Below are 17,982 nucleotides of genomic sequence, written 5' to 3'. Positions count from 1 at the left end.
CTGTTTTGTATGAGCGGAGTGGATTTTCTTAATTTTGTGTCCATGCAATAAGCAAAAAGCCCCGCATTGCTGCGAGGCTTTTTATGTAATGTGGTGAGTCAGCCAATAAGCCGGGTTCTGTCTTGGATAATCATTCGTCTAGGCCATAAATCGCTCTATGGCTCAAGCAACCTACCCGGTTCCAACGTGGGCCACGCCATAAGGAACCCTATTTGGTCTTGCTCCGGGTGGAGTTTACCTTGCAACCAACTGTTACCAGTGGCCCGGTGCGCTCTTACCGCACCCTTTCACCCTTACCAACCGAAGTTGGCGGTCTCCTCTCTGCTGCACTTGTCGTAGGCTCACGCCCCCCAGCCGTTAGCTGGCACCCTGCCCTGTGGAGCCCGGACTTTCCTCCCCCTGCGCATTTTCGTTGCAGGCAGCGATTATCTCGGCTGACTCGGCGCGCAGTATACCTGAGCGCGCACGTCTATGCAGTAAAGAATTAGTCTTTTTCGTCAATAATTGCTTTATAAAGTGCGTTTTTCTTCAAACCAAAATACTCAGCCACAACACCACAGGCTTTTTTCAGTGGCATTTCGGCTTCAAGTAAACCGAGCATGCGGCGCGCATCTTCTGGAATATCGTCACTTTGCTTCGCTTTACCCGGTAGCATCAATACGATTTCACCGCGTTGCTTAGTTGGATCATCCGTTAAAAACTGTTTTAACTCGGCAACCGTACCATTGAAAAAGGTTTCGAAAGTTTTAGTCAGTTCTTTGGCAAACACCACTGGCTGTTCTGCACCGAGTGCTGCTTCTAAATCATCAAGGCTCGCCATGATACGGTGGGTACTTTCATACATGATGCTAGTAATACCTGAGTTTACCGCTTCGATAAAAAAGCTCTGTCTTGCTTTACTCTTTGCTGGTGTAAAACCAATAAACTGAAAACGATCAGTCGGCAAACCAGAACAGCACACAGCGGTAATCGCAGCACATGCTCCCGGCACCGGAGTAACATGCGCGCCTTGTTCACGGCATAAATTAACCACCGCATACCCTGGGTCGCTAATCAGTGGCGTGCCGGCGTCAGATACCAGCGCAATATTCATTCCTTGCTCTAACCAATCAACAATCTGTTGCGCTTTTTGTTTCTCGTTATGGTCATGTAAAGCAAAGGTTTTTGCTTTGATATTAAAATGGCTTAACAACTTTCCTGTGTGACGAGTATCTTCAGCGGCTATTAAGTCAACCTCAGATAGGGTTTGGATGGCACGCTGGCTGATGTCATCAAAGTTACCAATAGGCGTGGCAACAATGTAAAGAGTGCCGATTTTATCTGAATTGTCCTCATTTAACATTGAGGTCTCCTGCGTCAGTCAGTAATATAAGCAAATCGCGTTAACGTATCGGGAAATCATTGTGCGACTTAAACTTGTTAGTCTATTAATTGTATTGTCAGGGTTATCGGCTTGTAGCACAACCGAAAAACCTCGAAATAGTGCAGAAAATCAATCGAGCCAATCGAGTATTGCGCTATCACAGCTAACCGACGCACAATCTATGTACCAAGCGGCGCTAAATCGACAAGGCGCCGATAAAATCCAGCTTTTATACACTGCACGTGATGCAGCAATTAGTGAAGAACGTTGGCCGCTACTCGAAAAAATTTGCCTTGAGCTCGAAGCGACTCCAAGTGTCGACCAAATTCAAAACAAACTTTACATTGCCCTTGCTCAAGAACATCAAGGCAAAAGCGACTTAGCTTTAGCTCAGTTACAACAACTTGAACCACAATTGAGCCAACCTGAGCATCAAGCTTGGCACCAATACTTAACTGCGCGCGTTTATGCCTCGCAAGGTATGCCAAAACAAGCGATGCCTTTTTTCTTTACAGCATCAACCCTTAGCAGCGAAAATAACTTTACTGTTGCAAATTTAAACAAAGATTTATGGCAAAGCTTAACCCAGCTTTCATCTTATGCACTTGAGCGCTTTAATCGTGGTTCTGTAGTGCAGCAAGGTTGGGTTAACCTAGCGCTTTATCATCAAGTGTATTTAGGTGCGCCTGTTGAGCTTCATCAAGCAATGAATAACTGGCTGCGTCGTTATCCAGGCCACCCAGCTGCTGAAGTACTGCCAAAAAAAGTAACTGAGCTAGTTCAGATTGAGCCATTAAATGTAAACCGTTTAGCTGTGCTTATTCCTCAATCTGGCGCTAATGAACGTTTAGGTGATGCCTTAAAAGCCGGTGTGCTTGCGGCCCTAGATGGACAGTCATTAGAGCAAACATTATTTATTGATGAGTCGCTATCAGCCGCTGAAATTTCACTTAAGCTCAGTGAATTTAATGCTGATTTTGTTATTGGCCCACTACTAAAAAGCAATATCGAAAAGCTGACTAGCGCACAAACACTGGTTGATTACCCGGTAATGCATTTAAACACCTTTGATGGTGAGCGTATTTCACAGCAGCACTTTTTCTTCGCTTTAAGTCCTGAACATGAAGTTCAGCAAGCATTAGAGCGATTTTTAACGGCAGGCTATCAAAAGCCGATGCTATTGGCCCCAAATAACAGTAATGGGCAACGCTTAGTTGAATACTTCAATACACAATGGCAACGTTACAGCGAAGTAAAACCGCAAATTGGCTTTTACGCTGGCAAAGAAGATATGCCAAAAACCATTACGGGCTTATTAGAAGTAGACCAAAGTAAAGAGCGCATCAATGTAGTTAAGTCTTTATTTAAGCAAGAAGTTGAAAGCGAAACTCGCTCTCGCAGCGATGTTGATGTGATTTATATTTTAGGTGATGCAACCGAAACGCGCTTAATCAAACCTTATTTAGACGTTAACGTGAGTACTTTTGCTGAGCGTATTCCGCTTTATGCCAGCTCAAAAAGCCACAGTAAACAAATCGATAGAACCGATAAAGGCGATTTAGATGGCCTTTATTTTACGGAACTACCTTGGATGCTAGACGGTCAAATCTCACAACATAATTTACGCCAGCAGTACGAAAGTTTATGGCCTGAGAATGCCGATATAAGTCAACGTTTATTCGCTATGGCATTCGATGCAGCCAGCATGCTCGGTGATGTAAAACAACTGAGCATGGTACAAGGCAAACGCTTTAGCGGTATTAGTGGGCAGTTAAGCATTGCCAGCAATGGTTACGTTACTCGTTCTTTGGATTGGGCGCAGTATAAAGACAAGCAAATCATTGCGGTTGATTTGGCAACGGAGCAGCCAATCCCATTATTTATGCAATCTGCTATTGGCATCAATGCCGCCGAGTAAACAGTTTAGAATGTGGTATTAGCTCAAGGATGAAGCTATGTCGTGGTTTAAGCAATTGTGGCAAAATAGCCGCGAAAAAGGCCTGTATTACGAACATCAGGCAGAACAGTATTTAATACAACATGGCTTAAAAGCCATTGAGCGCAATTACTTATGCAAGTACGGCGAGCTCGACCTAATAATGCGTGACGGGCAAACATTGGTTTTTGTAGAAGTAAAATTTAGAAAAAACGCCCTGCGTGGTGGTGCAAACTATGCGCTCAGCAAACAAAAGCAGCAACGATTAAGGCGTACTATTAGCCATTATCTTGCCGAGAAAAAGATCTCAAACCAGGCAATGCGGATAGATTATGTTGCTATTACAGGAGAGCTTAACAGCACCCTAAACTGGTTTAAAAATGTTTACTAACGCCGTTTGGCGTCGGCTTAATTTGGTAGGTTATGCAAGAAACGATTAAAAAAATCTTTACCGAAAATATTCAGGTTCAAATAGCAGCGGGTGAAGTGTTGCCAAGTGCACTTGAGTCAGCAGCGTTCACCATTGCACAAAGCCTTATTAACGGCAATAAATTGCTCTGTTGTGGCACCCCAAGCTGTCATATGTTGGCACAGCACATGGCAGGGCTATTAATTAACTTTTATGAAACCGAACGCCCTTGCCTACCCGCTGTTGCGCTCGCACAAGAGCAAGTTAACTTAGGTGCAATCGCAAACAATGATGAGCACGAAACTTTTGCAAGACAAATTCGTGCATTTGCACAGCAAGGCGATCTTTTACTAGCAATTGCCGTGAATGGTAATGAAAAGCAAATTATCTCAGCGGTCGAAGCGGCGCTAACCCGTGATATGAAAGTGATTGTGCTTGTTGGCGATGATGGTGGTGAATTAGTTGGCTTACTTGGCCCAAATGACGTTGAAATTCGTGTGCCATCAAAACGCCCAAGCCGCATTGTTGAGTCGCATTTAGTGAATTTACACTGCCTAAGTGAGCTTATCGATTTAACCTTATTCCCACAGGAAGAAAATTAATGTTTAAACAGTCTTTACTAGTATTTGGTACCGTTTTATTGCTGCAAGGCTGTGCAGCTGCTGTTGTCGCCGGTACAGCGGGTGCTGTAACTGCCGCGAATGATCGCCGCACAATTGGCTCGCAAATTGACGATAACAACATCGAAATAAAAAGCTCTATCGCTATTAGTGAAAACGAGCGCCTTCATAAGTACGCCAACGTTAACGTTATCAGCGTTAATGGTATCGTGCTAATGATCGGCCAAGTAGCTAACCAAGAAATGAAAGATGAAGCACAACGTGCTATTGAAGGCGTTGATGGTATTCGTAAAATTCACAACCAAATTCGCATTGGTTCGAATATTGGCATGAGCACGCAAACGCACGACTCTTGGTTAACCTCTAAGGTGAAAACGCAATTACTCACCACAGAGAGCATCAGCAGCAATAACATCAAAGTCGTAACAGAGAATGGCGAAGTCTTTTTAATGGGCTTAGTGAGCGATTCTGAAGCGAATTTAGCGGTTGATGTAGCACGTAACGTATCAGGCGTTGAACGTGTTATTAAAGTGTTTGAATATCTGTAACGCTAAACCGTAATTAATAATAAAAAACCCGCTTAATAGCGGGTTTTCTTTTGTCTGAATAAGGTTACTTAATCACTCGTAAGTGAGCACCTTTTTTCTTCTCTGGCTTAGTTGGTGGTTCATCATCTGGCGTAATATCGTCAGCTGTTTCAACACTTTCTAATACCGGAGCAAAATCGTCTTCGTCCTCGATGAATTCTTCTGCAGTAAATACAGTCCCTTCACCATTCTCACGTGCATAAATTGCGAGCACAGCACCCATAGGTACATACACTTGCATTGGTTGACCACCAAAGCGCGCATTGAAGCTAAGCTGTTGGTTGTCCATTGCAAATTGTGTTACCGCTGATGGGCTAATGTTCAAAACGATCTGACCGTCTTGCACAAACTGTGTTGGTACTTGTACAGCAGGAAAATCAGCGTTCACCACTAAGTGAGGTGTGCACTGATTATCAACAATCCAATCAAAGAAGGCGCGTAGTAAATAAGGACGATTAGGCGTCATTATAAACGGATCTCACGCTCAGCTTCAGTTAGTGAAGCTTGGAATGATTCACGCTCAAATAAACGCAACATGTATTCTTTTAGCTCTTTTGCTCCTGCGCCTGTAAGCTCAATGCCAAGCTCAGGTAAACGCCAAAGTAGCGGTGCTAAATAACAATCAACTAAGCTGAACTCTTCGCTCATGAAGTAAGGTGCTTCAGAGAAGATTGGTGCGATTGCAAGTAACGCTTCTGTCAGCTCTTTACGTGCTTGCGCAGCTTCGCTGCTACCGCTAGTGATTTTGTTAGCTAGGCTATACCAATCCGTATCGATACGATGCATCATCAGACGACTACGGCCACGCATAACCGGATAAACTGGCATTAGTGGAGGATGAGGGAAACGTTCATCAAGGTATTCCATGATGATGTTTGCCTGATATAAACCAAGCTCACGATCGATCAGTGTTGGTACTGTACCGTAAGGGTTAATCTCATGAAGTGCTTCTGGCAGGTTATCCTTTTCAGCCAGGTGAATGTCAACACTTACACCTTTTTCAGCAAGTACGATACGTACTTGGTGGCTATACATACAGTTAGCACCAGAAAACAGGGTCATTACAGGGCGCTTATTGGCAGCTACGGCCATGCCTACCTCCATTATATTACAAAAACAGCAATAGGGGCTTAAGCCCCTATTACAAAATTACCTTTCAAAATGCCCAGGATTAGTGAACATCTCTCCAGTATTCTTTCTTCAGCATGAATGCCAAGATAAATAGAATCACTAGGAAACCAATTACCTTAATACCTATCGCTTCTGACTCTAAACGTGACGGCTCGCCAACGTAAGCTAAGAAGTTAGTTAGGTCGCGAGCAGCGCGATCGTACTCGTCGTCACTCATTTCACCAGAACCATCTGTTTCAGTGCCAACAACTTTAGTCACTGTGTGACCGTGTTCTTCCACTTCTTCAGTGATTGGTGTTGGTAAACCTTGTAGTTCTTGAAGAACGTGTGGCATACCTACCGATGGGAAAACAACGTTGTTTACGCCAAACGGACGAGATTCATCTTTATAGAATGACTTCAGGTAAGTGTAGATCCAGTCAGTACCACGAACTCGCGCTACAAGCGTAAGATCCGGTGGTGCTGCGCCAAACCATTTAGCTGCGTCATCTTTAGCAATCGCATTCTTGATGTGGCTACCTACTTTAGAGCCATCAAAAATTAGCTGCTCTTGACCAATCTCAGTAGGAATACCGATATCGCGGAACGTACGCTCATAACGTTGATACTGCATTTGGTGACAACCAAGACAGTAGTTCATGAACAATTTAGCACCACGTTGTAAAGACGCGTTGTCTTTCAGGTCAATGTTCGCATCCATTAAAGGAACCGAAGGACCTGCTGCCATTGTCAACGATGGCAACAATGCGAATAAACCGATAATTAGCTTTTTCATCATTTCGTCAACCTCGTTGGTAATGGCTTAGTTTTCTCATTCTTGCTGTAAACAAATAACAATACGAAGAACATGAAGTATGTCACAGTCGTGATTTGTGATAACAGCGTTTTGAAATCAGTTTGTGGTGTAGCACCAACCCAACCCAAGATAACGAACGTTACCACGAATTGTGCGATGTTAAGTTTATGGAAACCACAACGATAACGAATAGAGCGAACCGAACCACGGTCAATCCAAGGTAGTAACGCAAGCACTACGATAGATGCACCCATCGCGATAACACCGATTAGTTTATCTGGGATAGCGCGCAGAATCGCATAGAATGGCGTAAAGTACCAAACAGGGAAAATGTGCTCTGGTGTTTTCAGTGGGTTAGCAGCTTCGAAGTTTGGCGCTTCTAAGAAGAAACCATTCATCGCAGGCATAAAGAACACAACCCAACAGAATAAGATTAAGAAACCAACCACACCCACAATATCTTTCACTGTGTAGTAAGGGTGGAACGGGATTGCATCAACAATGTCTTTCTTGTTGGTGTAATACTCGTGGAATTTAAATTTAGGCTTATCTTCTTCAGCAACAGTGCCTTTCTTACGCTTGATTTCAACACCGTCTGGGTTGTTTGAACCCACTTCGTGTAGTGCAACAATGTGTAAGAATACTAAGATAACGATTACTAAAGGTAATGCAATTACGTGTAGTGCAAAGAAGCGGTTTAGCGTTGCACCTGAAATTACGTAGTCACCACGGATCCAAAGCGTTAAGTCATCACCAATTACCGGAATCGCACCGAATAGTGAAATGATTACCTGTGCACCCCAGAAAGACATTTGTCCCCAAGGAAGTAAGTAACCCATGAAAGCTTCAGCCATAAGCGCTAAGAAGATGAACATACCGAATAACCACAGAAGTTCACGTGGTTTTTGGTAAGAACCGTAGATCATGCCACGGAACATGTGCAGATATACAACGATAAAGAACGCTGATGCACCTGTTGAGTGAAGGTAACGTAGTAACCAACCGTATTCAACATCACGCATGATGTATTCTACCGATGCGAAAGCACCTTCAGCAGATGGTACAAAGTTCATTGTTAACCAGATACCAGTTACGATTTGGTTAACAAGTACTAACATGGCTAGTGAGCCAAAGAAGTACCAGAAGTTAAAGTTTTTTGGTGCTGGATACTGTGCAATGTGCATGTTCCAAACACGTGTCATTGGAATACGATCGTCGATCCAACCAATAATTTTACCAAACATTACGCCACTCCTTTTTCTTCACCGACTAGAATAGTCGTGTCATCAAGGAAGGTATACGGAGGGATTTCTAGATTTAATGGTGCAGGTACAGATTGGAATACACGACCAGCCATATCAAATTTAGAACCGTGACACGGACAGAAGAAACCGTCGTCTGTGCCCTCTACTTTTTCACCAAAGCCACCTTGTAGGAAGCTAGGTGAACAACCTAAGTGCGTACAAATACCAACAGCAACGAAGATCTCAGGACGTTGAGAACGGTATTCGTTTGTTGATGATTCAGGTTGTTGAGGCTCTTCAGATGCAGGATCACGAAGTTGACCTTCATGTTCTTTCATCTGTTCAAGCATTTTTGGTGTACGATTAATAACCCAAACAGGTTTTCCTCGCCACTCAACACGTATTAATTGCCCTGGCTCAAGCTTGCTGATATCTACTTCTACAGGCGCACCCGCAGATTTAGCTCGCTCACTTGGATTCCAAGACGCAATAAAAGGAACAGCAGCCCCAGCCGCACCAACACCACCAACAACAGAGGTAGCTATGGTTAAAAAGCGACGTCGGCCATTGTCTACAGGCGCATTGCTCATCCACTTATCTCCACTATGATTCCCAACACTTGCCATATTGAGAACATCAGTTACAGCAGGTTAATTTTTAGAAATTTCAAAATAGACGCGATCATAATTAAAACCCTTGATTAAAACAAGGTTATTCACAGTCTCATGCTCGAATAAACCCGATTTAATGAATTATTAATTTAGGTTAGCTCGAGTATGAAGCCGCTGGTTATGATAACGCATATAAAAAAACAATATACTGACCAAGATCAACCTCACTAAGAGGAAACAGAATTCTGCATTAGCTGTTGTTGAACTCACTCACATTACTTGCCCCCCAATTGTAGCAAAAAATTTCATCAATTAACTGATGGATTTAAGCTAATTTTGCTAAATCTTGAAGTTTTTTTACTGTTATACGTACTAATTATTAACAGTGGTTAAATATCGAACGAAAAAAGGTAGGTTTTTGTACATCTGCGAGATGCGAGATGCGAGATGCGAGATGCGAGATGCGAGATGCGAGAAAGCGTATGGGAATATTATGCCTTGGCAAGAACTTGTTCATTCAAGCAGTAAGCTCACCTCTCATTCAGCTAGAAACTGACGGCTGACAGCTCCAAGAAACAAAAAACCCAGCCGGAGCTGGGTTTTTGGTATTCTGATAAACGTAAATATTAACGTTTTGAGAATTGTGGACGCTTACGTGCTTTCTTAAGACCCACTTTCTTACGCTCAACTTTACGTGCATCACGTGTAACGAAACCTGCTTTACGAAGTGTAGGACGTAGAGACTCGTCAAACTCCATAAGTGCACGAGTGATACCGTGACGGATAGCACCAGCTTGACCAGTAGTACCACCACCAGAAACAGTGATGTGTAGGTCAAACTTTTCAGTCATTTCTACGTGCTCTAATGCTTGACGAACAACCATGCGAGCAGTTTCACGACCGAAGTACTCTTCTAGAGAGCGCTTGTTGATTACGATGTTACCAGTGCCTGGGCGTAAGAATACGCGAGCACTTGAACTTTTACGACGACCTGTACCGTAGTATTGATTTGCCATGATAGTGCTCCTTAAATGTCTAGAACCTGAGGCTGTTGTGCAGCATGGTTGTGCTCAGTACCTGCGTAAACTTTAAGTTTACGGTACATAGCGCGGCCTAAAGGACCACGTGGCAACATGCCTTTAACAGCTTTTTCGATGATCATTTCAGGCTTTGCAGCTTGAAGCTTGTCGAAAGTAGTAGACTTAAGACCACCTGGGAAACCAGTGTGTGCGTGGTACATTTTGTCTTTTGCTTTATTACCAGTAACAGTAACTTTCTCTGCGTTGATAACGATGATGTAATCACCAGTATCTACGTGAGGAGTGTACTCAGCTTTATGCTTACCGCGTAGGCGACGAGCGATTTCAGTAGCGATGCGACCTAAAGTTTTACCTTCAGCGTCAACTACGTACCAGTCACGTTTTACTGTTTCTGGCTTAGCAACAAACGTTTTCATTTATTAAAATCCAATGTTTTTTAATTTAAAACCACAGGTAATTATTATTAATTACCGCTCTAAGTTGAATGCTTTAACCCCTTCGAGTTTAAGACTTTGAGCCGTCAATTAGAGGCTAAACTAATATCTGGCAATAGAACGCAACGTGGCAGACGCGGGAGTATACCAGCACTTAAACCACATTGCTATATGATGGTTGTTTTTTATTCGAGAAAATCAGCTATCAGCTAAGTGCGCGCGAAATAAATTTCACGCCTACATCAATCGTAGGCGTCACGCTTGCTCGGTGCGCCTTACATTCAACACCGTTCGGCTAAAAACTGAAAGCTGACGGCTGGAAGCTGACAGCTCACTAAGCTAGATGCTCTTTAGCTAGATATTCTAGCGATTGCATTTCTTGTAGTCGACTAATACAACGCTTAAATTCAAAATTTAAGTTACCTTCGCTGTACAGCTCAGTAATTGGCTTTTCTGCTGAGATAATCAAGGTTACATGGCGCTCGTAGAATTCATCCACTAATGCGATAAAACGACGTGCCGCATCATCATTGGCTTGACCAAGTGCTTTTACATTCGACAAAATCACCGTGTTATAGAGTCGGCTTATTTCCATGTAATCAACTTGGCTGCGAGCTGTTTCGCACAATTCGCTAAAATCAAACATAGCAATACAGTCTGACACTTTACGGGTTTTGATCATACGCCCTTCAATTTCGATAGCCTTATCGAGCACACCTGGCTCTGGCGACAGCTTATCGAAATAATCAAATAAGTTATCATCAGCTTGCTTATCAAGCGGGCTATGGAAAATTTCTGCTTGCTCAAGGGTACGTAAGCGATAATCAACACCCGAATCCACATTAACAATCTCAGTGTTGGCTTTTACCAATTCAATCGCAGGTAAAAAGCGCGCCCGTTGTAAACCGTTTCGATACAGCTCATCAGGCACAATGTTTGATGTCGCAACCAGCACGATACCGCGCTCAAATAAGGCTTCCATCAAACCACCTAGCAGCATTGCATCTGTGATATCTTGCACAAAAAATTCATCAAAACAGATAATGTCTGTTTCAGATTTAAAGATATCTGCAACCACATTTAATGGGTTACTAGTATTTTTTAACTTTTTAAGCTCATCGTGCACGCGATGCATAAAACGGTGAAAGTGCACACGCATTTTACGGTCAGTGGGTAAAGCTTCGTAGAAAGTATCAACTAAATAGGTCTTACCTCTGCCTACTCCGCCCCAAAAATACAGCCCTTTTATACTCGGCGTGCTATCTTTAGAGAATAGTTTGGCAAACCATCCCTTCGCGGCGGGTTTGTCTGCCGTTAGGTCATCATAGAGTCTTTGCAAATGGCGCACTGCATTTTCTTGCGCTGCATCATGTACGAAGTCTTCACGTTGTAAATCTTGTTGGTATTTCTGCCAAGGAGTCATAGGTCGTTACAATAAAACACAGTTAAATTTGCACAGTATATTAACACGCATCGTATCTCAGGGTATATTAACCCGCAGTATGATTTCACAATCAAATTAAGCATATTTTAATAATGATTGGACTATAAAGTATTTGTTTTTGTTATTTTTTCCCAAAGGGGTAGGTTTATGGGCACAATTACCTGGGTAGGTATTCTAATTATCGTTGCAATTTCAGCATTCTTCATTGGTGCTTTTGTAACCAAAAAACAATTTAAGCAAGACGAACTAGAACAACAAGTCGAGCAAGCAAACAATGCACTTGAGCAATACCGCCAAGATGTAGCTGATCACCTAGCAAGCACAGGTAAACTAGTATCTAAAATGAAAGATAACTACGACCAGCTGCTAAACCATGTAGAAGAAACAAACAAACTATTACTTGCTGATAAAAAACAGCACCCAAATGAGCCGTTCTTTTCTAAAGAAACGACTGAGCAACTACAAAACTCACTGCAAGACCGCAGAGGCGATCGTTCAAGCGCAGAAGCTCAACCTGCTGACTATGTTGTCGGTGAAACAGGCTTATTTACCGGTTCACAGAAAGTTTCAGAACATTCTAAAGCCTCTTGATGAACTTTTTTTTGACCCCATAGTCTTTAGATATAACAGCTTTATATCTAAACCAAGAAAAGGGCTGCTTATGCAGCCCTTTTTAGTTTTTGCTTTATCTCTGAAGTGGAGTAAACCCAGACTATGAAAATGAAATTATCTGTTATCAGTGCTGCTATTTTATCTTCAAGCTTATTATTAAGCCCTGCAATTTCAATGGCAAAACTTCCTGTTGCTGTTAATGGTCAACAATTGCCAACCCTCGCGCCTATGCTTGAGCAAATCACACCAGGTGTGGTGAGTATTCAAGTATCAGGTTCAAAAGAAGTCCGCCGCCGTGCGACACCATTTGATGATTTTTTTGGTGTTCCTCGTGGGGGCAGTCAAAAGCGTGAATTTAGTGGCCTAGGCTCAGGTGTGATCATTGATGCTAAAGAAGGTTACGTGGTAACTAATAACCATGTTATCGAAGATGCCGAAAAAATGGTGGTAACCTTAGAGGATGGCCGAGAATACGAAGCGACCAAAATTGGTAGCGATAAAGAATCAGACATTGCTTTACTACAAATTGACGCTGAAGATTTAACGGCCCTTAAAATTGCCGATTCAGATCAATTACGTGTAGGTGATTTTGCTGTGGCCATTGGTAACCCATTTGGTTTAAGTCACACAGTTACATCAGGTATCGTTAGTGCGCTTGGCCGCAGCGGTTTAAATATAGAAGGTTATGAAGACTTTATTCAAACCGATGCCGCTATCAACCAAGGTAACTCAGGCGGTGCGTTATAAATCTAAATGGTGAGCTTATCGGTATTAACACCGCTATTTTAGGCGCATCTGGCGGTAACGTGGGGATCGGCTTCGCTATTCCTTCTACCATGATGAAAAACCTAGTTGACCAAATTATCGAACACGGTGAAGTGCGTCGTGGCTCGTTAGGTATTTCGGGTCGCCCACTTGACGCTGGCCTTGCTAAAGCACAGCAGCTTGACGTAAAACAAGGCGCTTACGTTATGCAGGTAATGGATGATACAGCAGCAAGCAAAGCGGGTATCAAAGCCGGTGATGTAATTATCAGCGTCGATGGCACTGAAATTAGTGGCTTCCATGAACTGCGCAGTAAAATTGCCACCCTTGGTGAAGGCAAAAAAGTGAAACTTGGCCTTTATCGAGATGGTAAAGTGAAAACCGTTAGTGTCACGCTAGATGGTGCATCAGCAACCACTGCTGCTGGCGAAGAGACACACCCAGCATTCCAAGGTGCAACCCTTGAAAATACACAAAAGAGTGATGGTAAAGGTGTTGAAGTAACCGGTGTTGAAGCACGCTCTCCTGCTGCTCGTGTTGGCCTTGAAGAAGGTGACGTGATCATGCAAGTGAACCGTCAACGTGTTGAAACAATTCGCGACATGAACAAGATCATCGAAAATACCAAAGGTAACATAGTACTAGGTGTTAAACGTGGTAGAGAGCTTGTTTTCGTACTTATTCAGTAAACCTAATTGATAAATCATGAAAAAATAACAGCGGTGCTTGCCGCTGTTATTTTTTTTGTGCCATCATTAAGGGATTGCTCATTGATAATAAGAATACCGTGCTAAAACTTTTTAAATTTATTCTTCCCCCGCTTTTCACTGGTTTAGGCATTGCCTTTTTAGTGGTGTTATTTAACCCAAGTCTTCGTAGCACGCTATTACCGAGTATGAATCTACCCGCAGCGATGTCTTCTGAGCATATGAGCTTTGCTGATGCGGTACAAAAAGCGGCGCCGTCAGTCGTTACTATTTTTTCAGAAAGCATTTCGAATCAACCTCGCTATAAACGTCAAAATACCGTTCAAGCCCTTGGTTCGGGCGTGATCATGACTCAAGACGGTTATATTCTGACTAACTACCATGTGATCAAAAATGCCGATCTCATTATTGTCACGCTGGCTGATGGTCGTCGTTTTTATGATGTACAAGTGATTGGCTTTGATACCCAAACAGATTTAGCACTTTTAAAAATCAGCGCAGAACATTTACCTAAAATACCTGTTAACGATAGCTTCAAGCCCCGTGTTGGCGATGTTGTATTAGCGATTGGTAACCCACTTAATTTAGGTCAAACCATCACTCAAGGTATTATCAGTGCAACAGGGAAGCAAAACTTAATCGACAGCCCTTACAGTAGCCTTTTACAAATGGATGCTGCGATTAACGTAGGTAACTCAGGGGGGGCGCTAGTCAATTCACGAGGTGACTTAGTAGGTATCACTTCGGCACAATTTAAAACCCATGAGAACCTCGATATTCAAGGTATCTTCTTTGCAGTGCCTTACTCGATTGCCAAAGATGTGATGGATAAACTAATAAAGCATGGCCGTGTAGTCCGTGGCTATTTAGGCTTTAGTGGCACAGGCATTGATAGCACAGGTAAAGATGTTAGCGATAACTTTACGCCTGTTGCAGGTATGCGTATCTCGCAGCTTGATCCATTTGGCCCTGCTTGGAAAGCCGGTATTAGAGAAACCGACATTGTGATTAAAATTGGCGGTATTGCTGTTGCAAACCCACAACAAGTACTCGAAAAATTAGCGAATACAGAACCAGGGAAAGAACTCGAATTTGAGATTTACCGCGATGGTAAAATCTTAAAAGTAATGGTGACTGTTGCAGAACTCGAAGACGAGCAGTAGTTACTGGTAATACAGATACAAAAAAGGCCTAACAAATGTTAGGCCTTTTTTATAAGTCTTAGCGATTAGCTTGAACGGCGCTTGATATTAGCACCCAGCGCACTCAGCTTATCTTCAATGCGTTGATAACCACGGTCTACGTGATAGATGCGGTCAACAATAGTCTCACCTTGAGCAACGATGCCAGTAAGAATTAGACTTGCAGATGCACGTAGATCTGTTGCCATTACTTGTGCGCCCGATAAGCGTTCTGTATCACCACAAATTGCCGTATTCCCTTCTAAGCGAATGTTAGCACCCATACGCTGTAATTCAGGCACGTGCATAAAACGGTTTTCGAAAATCGTTTCTGTGATGGTTGCACTGCCCTTCGCTACCACATTCAAAGCTGTAAATTGCGCTTGCATATCGGTAGGGAAACCTGGGTGTGGCATCGTTTTGATATTCACTGCCTTTAACTCACGGCCTCGCATATCAAGGTAAATGCTGTTATCTGTGACTTCAACCAAGGCATTGGTAGCGCGTAGCTTTTCAATCACAGGGTCAAGACTATGGTGGTCTGTATTTTTACAAAGCACTTCACCGCCTGCCATTGCCGCAGCAACCAAGAAAGTACCTGTCTCAATGCGATCTGGAAGAATGCTGTACTCACAACCCGATAGTGACTCAACCCCTTCGATTTCGATACGGCTAGTGCCGGCACCGCTGATCTTCGCACCCATCGCAATTAAGCAATTAGCAAGATCCGTAATTTCAGGTTCGCGAGCTGCATTTTCAAGAACCGTTTTACCGTCAGCCAGCGTTGCAGCCATAAGTAGATTTTCTGTTGCGCCAACACTGACCATCTCCATAAAGATTTCAGCGCCTTTTAAGCGACCATCAACCTTGGCATTGATATAACCATTTTCAACTTTGATGATAGCGCCCATGCGCTCAAGACCTTGAATATGAATATCAACCGGACGAGCACCAATCGCACAACCACCAGGCAGTGATACTTGTGCTTCACCAAAACGAGCAACCAAAGGACCTAAGGCAAGCACAGAGGCACGCATTTGCTTTACTAGCTCGTACGGAGCAAGTGTTTTATCTACCGTCGCGCCATCAATAACGAGCTTGTCTTGCTGCCACTCGACATTCGCGCCCAGCGTTTTTAACAAGGCTTCGGTGGTACCGATATCACGCAAGCGAGGAACATTACTAAAAGTGCTTTTACCTTGCCCTAAAAGCGCAGCAAAAAGAATTGGAAGAGCGGCGTTTTTAGCGCCAGAAATAGTGACTTCACCTGCCAGCGAGGTGCCACCTTGAATAACAAATTGATCCATGAGGAGGCCCTGCGACTATTGAGGTAAAATGAATTTTTGTTCGCGTTTCCATTCAGTCGGTGTGAACGCTTTAATAGATACTGCGTGAATTGTACCGTCTGAGATTGTTGACATTAACGGACCATAAACCAACTGTTGCTTCTTCACGCGAGATAAACCATCAAAACACTCACCAACAGCAATCACTTCGTAGTGGCTACCATTTGCTTTAACAATCACTTCATCTAGTTTTAATTCGTCGCGTAATAACGTTTCGACTTGGCTTGTTTCCATAAATCTCACTCAAATAGGTTTGTGACCTGACCCAACTGCATTAAATTTTGCAATTGTTCAGGGCTATTTTGCAGTTCAAGGTGAATACCTTGCTGCTTTAATTCTGCGAAAGAGTGAATTAACCAAGCTAAGCCCGCTGTGTCAACCCTAGATAGCCCAGAAAGGTCAAAATACCATGTTTTATGTTTAGAATCTGGCTTGACGTTCAGAAGGCGTTCACGGCCAATTGAATTTCGAGTCAGTTCACCACTGACCCGAAACTGGTTATCTTCAAGTTGAGTAATGTCGATTTTACTCATCGCCACCATCGCCTCTAAATTGCACTGGAAGTTGACTCTTTTGCTCTAGTAAGTCACTTACATAATCTAGACCATGCTGACGTAAAATGCCCTGCAATTCACTTTGTTTAGCGTCAAGTAAGCTAATACCTTCTGCAATCATATCGTACGCCCCCCAGTCACCACTGCGGTCTTCTCGTACTTTAAAGTCGATTCTAATATCAGGTTTACCTGCTTCAACTATCTTCGTTTTAACCACCACCACATCTTGACCTTTGAAAGGCTGCGCTGGAGCGAACTCAACGCTTTGGTTAGTGTATTGAGTAAATACACCTGCGTAAGTAGCAATTAAATACTTTTGGAAAACATCAATGAAACGCTGAAGCTCTTTAATCGCTTTCGCTTTTTCGTCTTTGTCTTCGATTGCACGTACCTTTGATACATGATTACCAAGTACGCGCAGTGCTGCATATTTGTAATCAATGTACGGCATCAATTCTTCTTCTACGATAACACGTAAATGTTCTTTATCTTTTGCGATAAGAGGTTGATCTTTAGTAATGCGCGCAAAGGTGTTATCAGACACTGTACGGACCATTTTGTAAGGGTCTTTTAAGTCAACCTTAGGCTCTGCAGCATGTGCGTTTAGGCTAAACAGCACAGCAATACACAATATAAATTTCTTAAACATAATTATTCACCTCCCTGGTTGAATAAGAACTGACCGATTAACTCTTCAAGAACAAGTGCTGATTTGGTATCTGTGATGTAGTCACCATCTGCAAGAGCTTTACTCTCTACACCAAATAAATCATCAAGTCCCGCATCATCGGCACTGGCTGTAACATCTTCACCCATACAACGTTTTTCTGCAGAGTCTGGAGCGATTACAGGGTTAATACCTAAATACTGCTCACCTAAAATACCTGATGTTAAAATTGAGATTGATGTGGTGTCTGAAAACTTACACAGGTAGTTTGCATCTATCGCCATATTGACCACTGGCACAAACTCTTTCGGGTGAATAAAAATAGATTCAACTCGACCAACAACCACACCACCTACTTTAATTGGCGCTCGCGCTTTTAAAGAGCCAATGTTTTCAAACTTTGCGTTTAGCTGGTAGGTTTCGCCGCTACCACTGATGCCGGCATTCGCAACTTTAAATGCTAATAATGCAAATGCAGCAATACCAAGTGCTACAAAAAAGCCAACTAAAATTTCTAATTTCCGTGAATTCATCT

General features: G+C 42.9%; 20 protein-coding genes, 1 other RNA gene and 1 pseudogene. 7 read left to right on the top strand and 15 right to left on the bottom strand.

Going from position 1 to position 17,982, the window contains the following annotated elements; translation table 11 throughout:
* Nucleotides 1–90 precede the first annotated feature (90 nt).
* Together rnpB and rsmI are read right to left on the bottom strand one after the other, a co-directional pair.
* Nucleotides 91–442: RNase P RNA component class A (rnpB, locus tag C2M25_RS00575), an RNA gene on the bottom strand.
* A gap of 42 nt (nucleotides 443–484) precedes the next feature.
* Nucleotides 485–1,342, bottom strand: a complete 858-nt coding sequence (gene rsmI, locus C2M25_RS00570) for a 16S rRNA (cytidine(1402)-2'-O)-methyltransferase (RefSeq protein ID WP_058585920.1) — start codon at nucleotides 1,340–1,342, stop codon at nucleotides 485–487.
* Between the two features lie 61 nt (nucleotides 1,343–1,403).
* Between rsmI and C2M25_RS00565 the strand changes: the two genes are divergently transcribed.
* The 4 genes from C2M25_RS00565 to dolP are packed head-to-tail and all read left to right on the top strand — an operon-like array spanning nucleotide 1,404 to nucleotide 4,876.
* The gene (locus C2M25_RS00565) at nucleotides 1,404–3,281 is read left to right on the top strand and encodes a penicillin-binding protein activator (RefSeq protein WP_105180125.1); all 1,878 of its coding nucleotides are present in this window, start codon (nucleotides 1,404–1,406) and stop codon (nucleotides 3,279–3,281) included.
* Between the two features lie 37 nt (nucleotides 3,282–3,318).
* On the top strand, nucleotides 3,319–3,690 hold the full coding sequence (locus C2M25_RS00560; RefSeq protein WP_063702677.1) for a YraN family protein: 372 nt from the start codon (nucleotides 3,319–3,321) through the stop codon (nucleotides 3,688–3,690).
* Between the two features lie 32 nt (nucleotides 3,691–3,722).
* On the top strand, nucleotides 3,723–4,310 hold the full coding sequence (locus tag C2M25_RS00555; RefSeq protein WP_063702679.1) for an SIS domain-containing protein: 588 nt from the start codon (nucleotides 3,723–3,725) through the stop codon (nucleotides 4,308–4,310).
* Complete coding sequence (gene dolP / locus C2M25_RS00550) at nucleotides 4,310–4,876, top strand: division/outer membrane stress-associated lipid-binding lipoprotein (protein WP_063702681.1); 567 nt, start codon at nucleotides 4,310–4,312, stop codon at nucleotides 4,874–4,876. The genes C2M25_RS00555 and dolP overlap by 1 nt, the downstream gene beginning before the upstream one ends.
* Nucleotides 4,877–4,940: 64 nt before the next feature.
* On the opposite strand, the gene C2M25_RS00545 is transcribed toward dolP, so the two are convergent.
* The 8 genes from C2M25_RS00545 to zapE form a co-directional block, all read right to left on the bottom strand.
* Nucleotides 4,941–5,381: a ClpXP protease specificity-enhancing factor gene (locus tag C2M25_RS00545; RefSeq protein WP_063702684.1), complete on the bottom strand. Its 441-nt coding sequence runs from the start codon at nucleotides 5,379–5,381 to the stop codon at nucleotides 4,941–4,943.
* On the bottom strand, nucleotides 5,381–6,007 hold the full coding sequence (sspA, locus tag C2M25_RS00540; RefSeq protein WP_063702686.1) for a stringent starvation protein SspA: 627 nt from the start codon (nucleotides 6,005–6,007) through the stop codon (nucleotides 5,381–5,383). The genes C2M25_RS00545 and sspA overlap by 1 nt, the downstream gene beginning before the upstream one ends.
* Nucleotides 6,008–6,086: 79 nt before the next feature.
* Nucleotides 6,087–6,824 (bottom strand): cytochrome c1, encoded by a 738-nt coding sequence (locus tag C2M25_RS00535; RefSeq protein ID WP_105180124.1) that lies wholly within the window; start codon nucleotides 6,822–6,824, stop codon nucleotides 6,087–6,089.
* A complete protein-coding gene (locus tag C2M25_RS00530; RefSeq protein WP_063702690.1) occupies nucleotides 6,821–8,086 on the bottom strand; it encodes a cytochrome b in 1,266 nt (421 codons plus the stop codon). Before C2M25_RS00530 ends, C2M25_RS00535 begins: the two co-directional genes overlap by 4 nt.
* The gene (petA, locus tag C2M25_RS00525) at nucleotides 8,086–8,676 is read right to left on the bottom strand and encodes a ubiquinol-cytochrome c reductase iron-sulfur subunit (RefSeq protein ID WP_063702692.1); all 591 of its coding nucleotides are present in this window, start codon (nucleotides 8,674–8,676) and stop codon (nucleotides 8,086–8,088) included. The genes C2M25_RS00530 and petA overlap by 1 nt, the downstream gene beginning before the upstream one ends.
* Before the next feature lie 647 nt (nucleotides 8,677–9,323).
* Entirely contained in the window at nucleotides 9,324–9,716 is a 393-nt protein-coding gene (gene rpsI / locus C2M25_RS00520; protein WP_095209788.1) for a 30S ribosomal protein S9, read from the bottom strand.
* An 8-nt stretch (nucleotides 9,717–9,724) separates the two neighbouring features.
* Complete coding sequence (rplM, locus tag C2M25_RS00515; RefSeq protein ID WP_062568574.1) at nucleotides 9,725–10,153, bottom strand: 50S ribosomal protein L13; 429 nt, start codon at nucleotides 10,151–10,153, stop codon at nucleotides 9,725–9,727.
* 352 nt (nucleotides 10,154–10,505) lie between these two features.
* Nucleotides 10,506–11,594, bottom strand: coding sequence for a cell division protein ZapE (zapE, locus tag C2M25_RS00510; protein WP_105174487.1), 1,089 nt, complete (start codon nucleotides 11,592–11,594; stop codon nucleotides 10,506–10,508).
* A gap of 168 nt (nucleotides 11,595–11,762) precedes the next feature.
* Between zapE and C2M25_RS00505 the strand changes: the two genes are divergently transcribed.
* The 3 genes and pseudogenes from C2M25_RS00505 (at nucleotide 11,763) to C2M25_RS00495 (ending at nucleotide 14,862) form a co-directional block, all read left to right on the top strand.
* A complete protein-coding gene (locus C2M25_RS00505; protein WP_063702694.1) occupies nucleotides 11,763–12,206 on the top strand; it encodes a YhcB family protein in 444 nt (147 codons plus the stop codon).
* 123 nt (nucleotides 12,207–12,329) lie between these two features.
* Nucleotides 12,330–13,681, top strand: a pseudogene (locus C2M25_RS00500) (Do family serine endopeptidase).
* A 98-nt stretch (nucleotides 13,682–13,779) separates the two neighbouring features.
* Nucleotides 13,780–14,862, top strand: coding sequence for a trypsin-like peptidase domain-containing protein (locus C2M25_RS00495; protein WP_063702698.1), 1,083 nt, complete (start codon nucleotides 13,780–13,782; stop codon nucleotides 14,860–14,862).
* A 65-nt stretch (nucleotides 14,863–14,927) separates the two neighbouring features.
* On the opposite strand, the gene murA is transcribed toward C2M25_RS00495, so the two are convergent.
* The 5 genes from murA to mlaD are packed head-to-tail and all read right to left on the bottom strand — an operon-like array spanning nucleotide 14,928 to nucleotide 17,980.
* On the bottom strand, nucleotides 14,928–16,187 hold the full coding sequence (murA, locus tag C2M25_RS00490; protein ID WP_063702700.1) for a UDP-N-acetylglucosamine 1-carboxyvinyltransferase: 1,260 nt from the start codon (nucleotides 16,185–16,187) through the stop codon (nucleotides 14,928–14,930).
* A 15-nt stretch (nucleotides 16,188–16,202) separates the two neighbouring features.
* Nucleotides 16,203–16,460 (bottom strand): BolA family protein, encoded by a 258-nt coding sequence (locus C2M25_RS00485; protein ID WP_063702702.1) that lies wholly within the window; start codon nucleotides 16,458–16,460, stop codon nucleotides 16,203–16,205.
* Between the two features lie 5 nt (nucleotides 16,461–16,465).
* Nucleotides 16,466–16,759 (bottom strand): STAS domain-containing protein, encoded by a 294-nt coding sequence (locus tag C2M25_RS00480; RefSeq protein ID WP_063702704.1) that lies wholly within the window; start codon nucleotides 16,757–16,759, stop codon nucleotides 16,466–16,468.
* On the bottom strand, nucleotides 16,752–17,429 hold the full coding sequence (locus C2M25_RS00475) for an MlaC/ttg2D family ABC transporter substrate-binding protein (protein ID WP_063702706.1): 678 nt from the start codon (nucleotides 17,427–17,429) through the stop codon (nucleotides 16,752–16,754). Before C2M25_RS00475 ends, C2M25_RS00480 begins: the two co-directional genes overlap by 8 nt.
* 2 nt (nucleotides 17,430–17,431) lie before the next feature.
* The gene (mlaD, locus tag C2M25_RS00470) at nucleotides 17,432–17,980 is read right to left on the bottom strand and encodes an outer membrane lipid asymmetry maintenance protein MlaD (protein ID WP_063702708.1); all 549 of its coding nucleotides are present in this window, start codon (nucleotides 17,978–17,980) and stop codon (nucleotides 17,432–17,434) included.
* Nucleotides 17,981–17,982: the final 2 nt, after the last annotated feature.

Origin of the sequence: Pseudoalteromonas sp. T1lg21 (assembly GCF_002964625.1) — a bacterium.
GTDB lineage: Bacteria > Pseudomonadota > Gammaproteobacteria > Enterobacterales > Alteromonadaceae > Pseudoalteromonas > Pseudoalteromonas gelatinilytica.
The sequence above is the reverse complement of the archived record's forward strand: the minus strand, read 5'-3'. Positions and strand labels throughout refer to the sequence as shown.

What these genes read in the sequence shown, in the direction of transcription:
- rsmI (WP_058585920.1), bottom strand. Translation starts at nt 1,342, where the DNA reads ATGTTAAATGAGGACAATTCAGATAAAATCGGCACTCTTTACATTGTT.
- C2M25_RS00560 (WP_063702677.1), top strand. Translation starts at nt 3,319, where the DNA reads ATGTCGTGGTTTAAGCAATTGTGGCAAAATAGCCGCGAAAAAGGCCTG.
- C2M25_RS00555 (WP_063702679.1), top strand. Translation starts at nt 3,723, where the DNA reads ATGCAAGAAACGATTAAAAAAATCTTTACCGAAAATATTCAGGTTCAA.
- dolP (WP_063702681.1), top strand. Translation starts at nt 4,310, where the DNA reads ATGTTTAAACAGTCTTTACTAGTATTTGGTACCGTTTTATTGCTGCAA.
- C2M25_RS00545 (WP_063702684.1), bottom strand. Translation starts at nt 5,381, where the DNA reads ATGACGCCTAATCGTCCTTATTTACTACGCGCCTTCTTTGATTGGATT.
- sspA (WP_063702686.1), bottom strand. Translation starts at nt 6,007, where the DNA reads ATGGCCGTAGCTGCCAATAAGCGCCCTGTAATGACCCTGTTTTCTGGT.
- C2M25_RS00535 (WP_105180124.1), bottom strand. Translation starts at nt 6,824, where the DNA reads ATGATGAAAAAGCTAATTATCGGTTTATTCGCATTGTTGCCATCGTTG.
- C2M25_RS00530 (WP_063702690.1), bottom strand. Translation starts at nt 8,086, where the DNA reads ATGTTTGGTAAAATTATTGGTTGGATCGACGATCGTATTCCAATGACA.
- petA (WP_063702692.1), bottom strand. Translation starts at nt 8,676, where the DNA reads ATGAGCAATGCGCCTGTAGACAATGGCCGACGTCGCTTTTTAACCATA.
- rplM (WP_062568574.1), bottom strand. Translation starts at nt 10,153, where the DNA reads ATGAAAACGTTTGTTGCTAAGCCAGAAACAGTAAAACGTGACTGGTAC.
- zapE (WP_105174487.1), bottom strand. Translation starts at nt 11,594, where the DNA reads ATGACTCCTTGGCAGAAATACCAACAAGATTTACAACGTGAAGACTTC.
- C2M25_RS00505 (WP_063702694.1), top strand. Translation starts at nt 11,763, where the DNA reads ATGGGCACAATTACCTGGGTAGGTATTCTAATTATCGTTGCAATTTCA.
- murA (WP_063702700.1), bottom strand. Translation starts at nt 16,187, where the DNA reads ATGGATCAATTTGTTATTCAAGGTGGCACCTCGCTGGCAGGTGAAGTC.
- C2M25_RS00485 (WP_063702702.1), bottom strand. Translation starts at nt 16,460, where the DNA reads ATGGAAACAAGCCAAGTCGAAACGTTATTACGCGACGAATTAAAACTA.
- C2M25_RS00480 (WP_063702704.1), bottom strand. Translation starts at nt 16,759, where the DNA reads ATGAGTAAAATCGACATTACTCAACTTGAAGATAACCAGTTTCGGGTC.
- C2M25_RS00475 (WP_063702706.1), bottom strand. Translation starts at nt 17,429, where the DNA reads ATGTTTAAGAAATTTATATTGTGTATTGCTGTGCTGTTTAGCCTAAAC.
- mlaD (WP_063702708.1), bottom strand. Translation starts at nt 17,980, where the DNA reads ATGAATTCACGGAAATTAGAAATTTTAGTTGGCTTTTTTGTAGCACTT.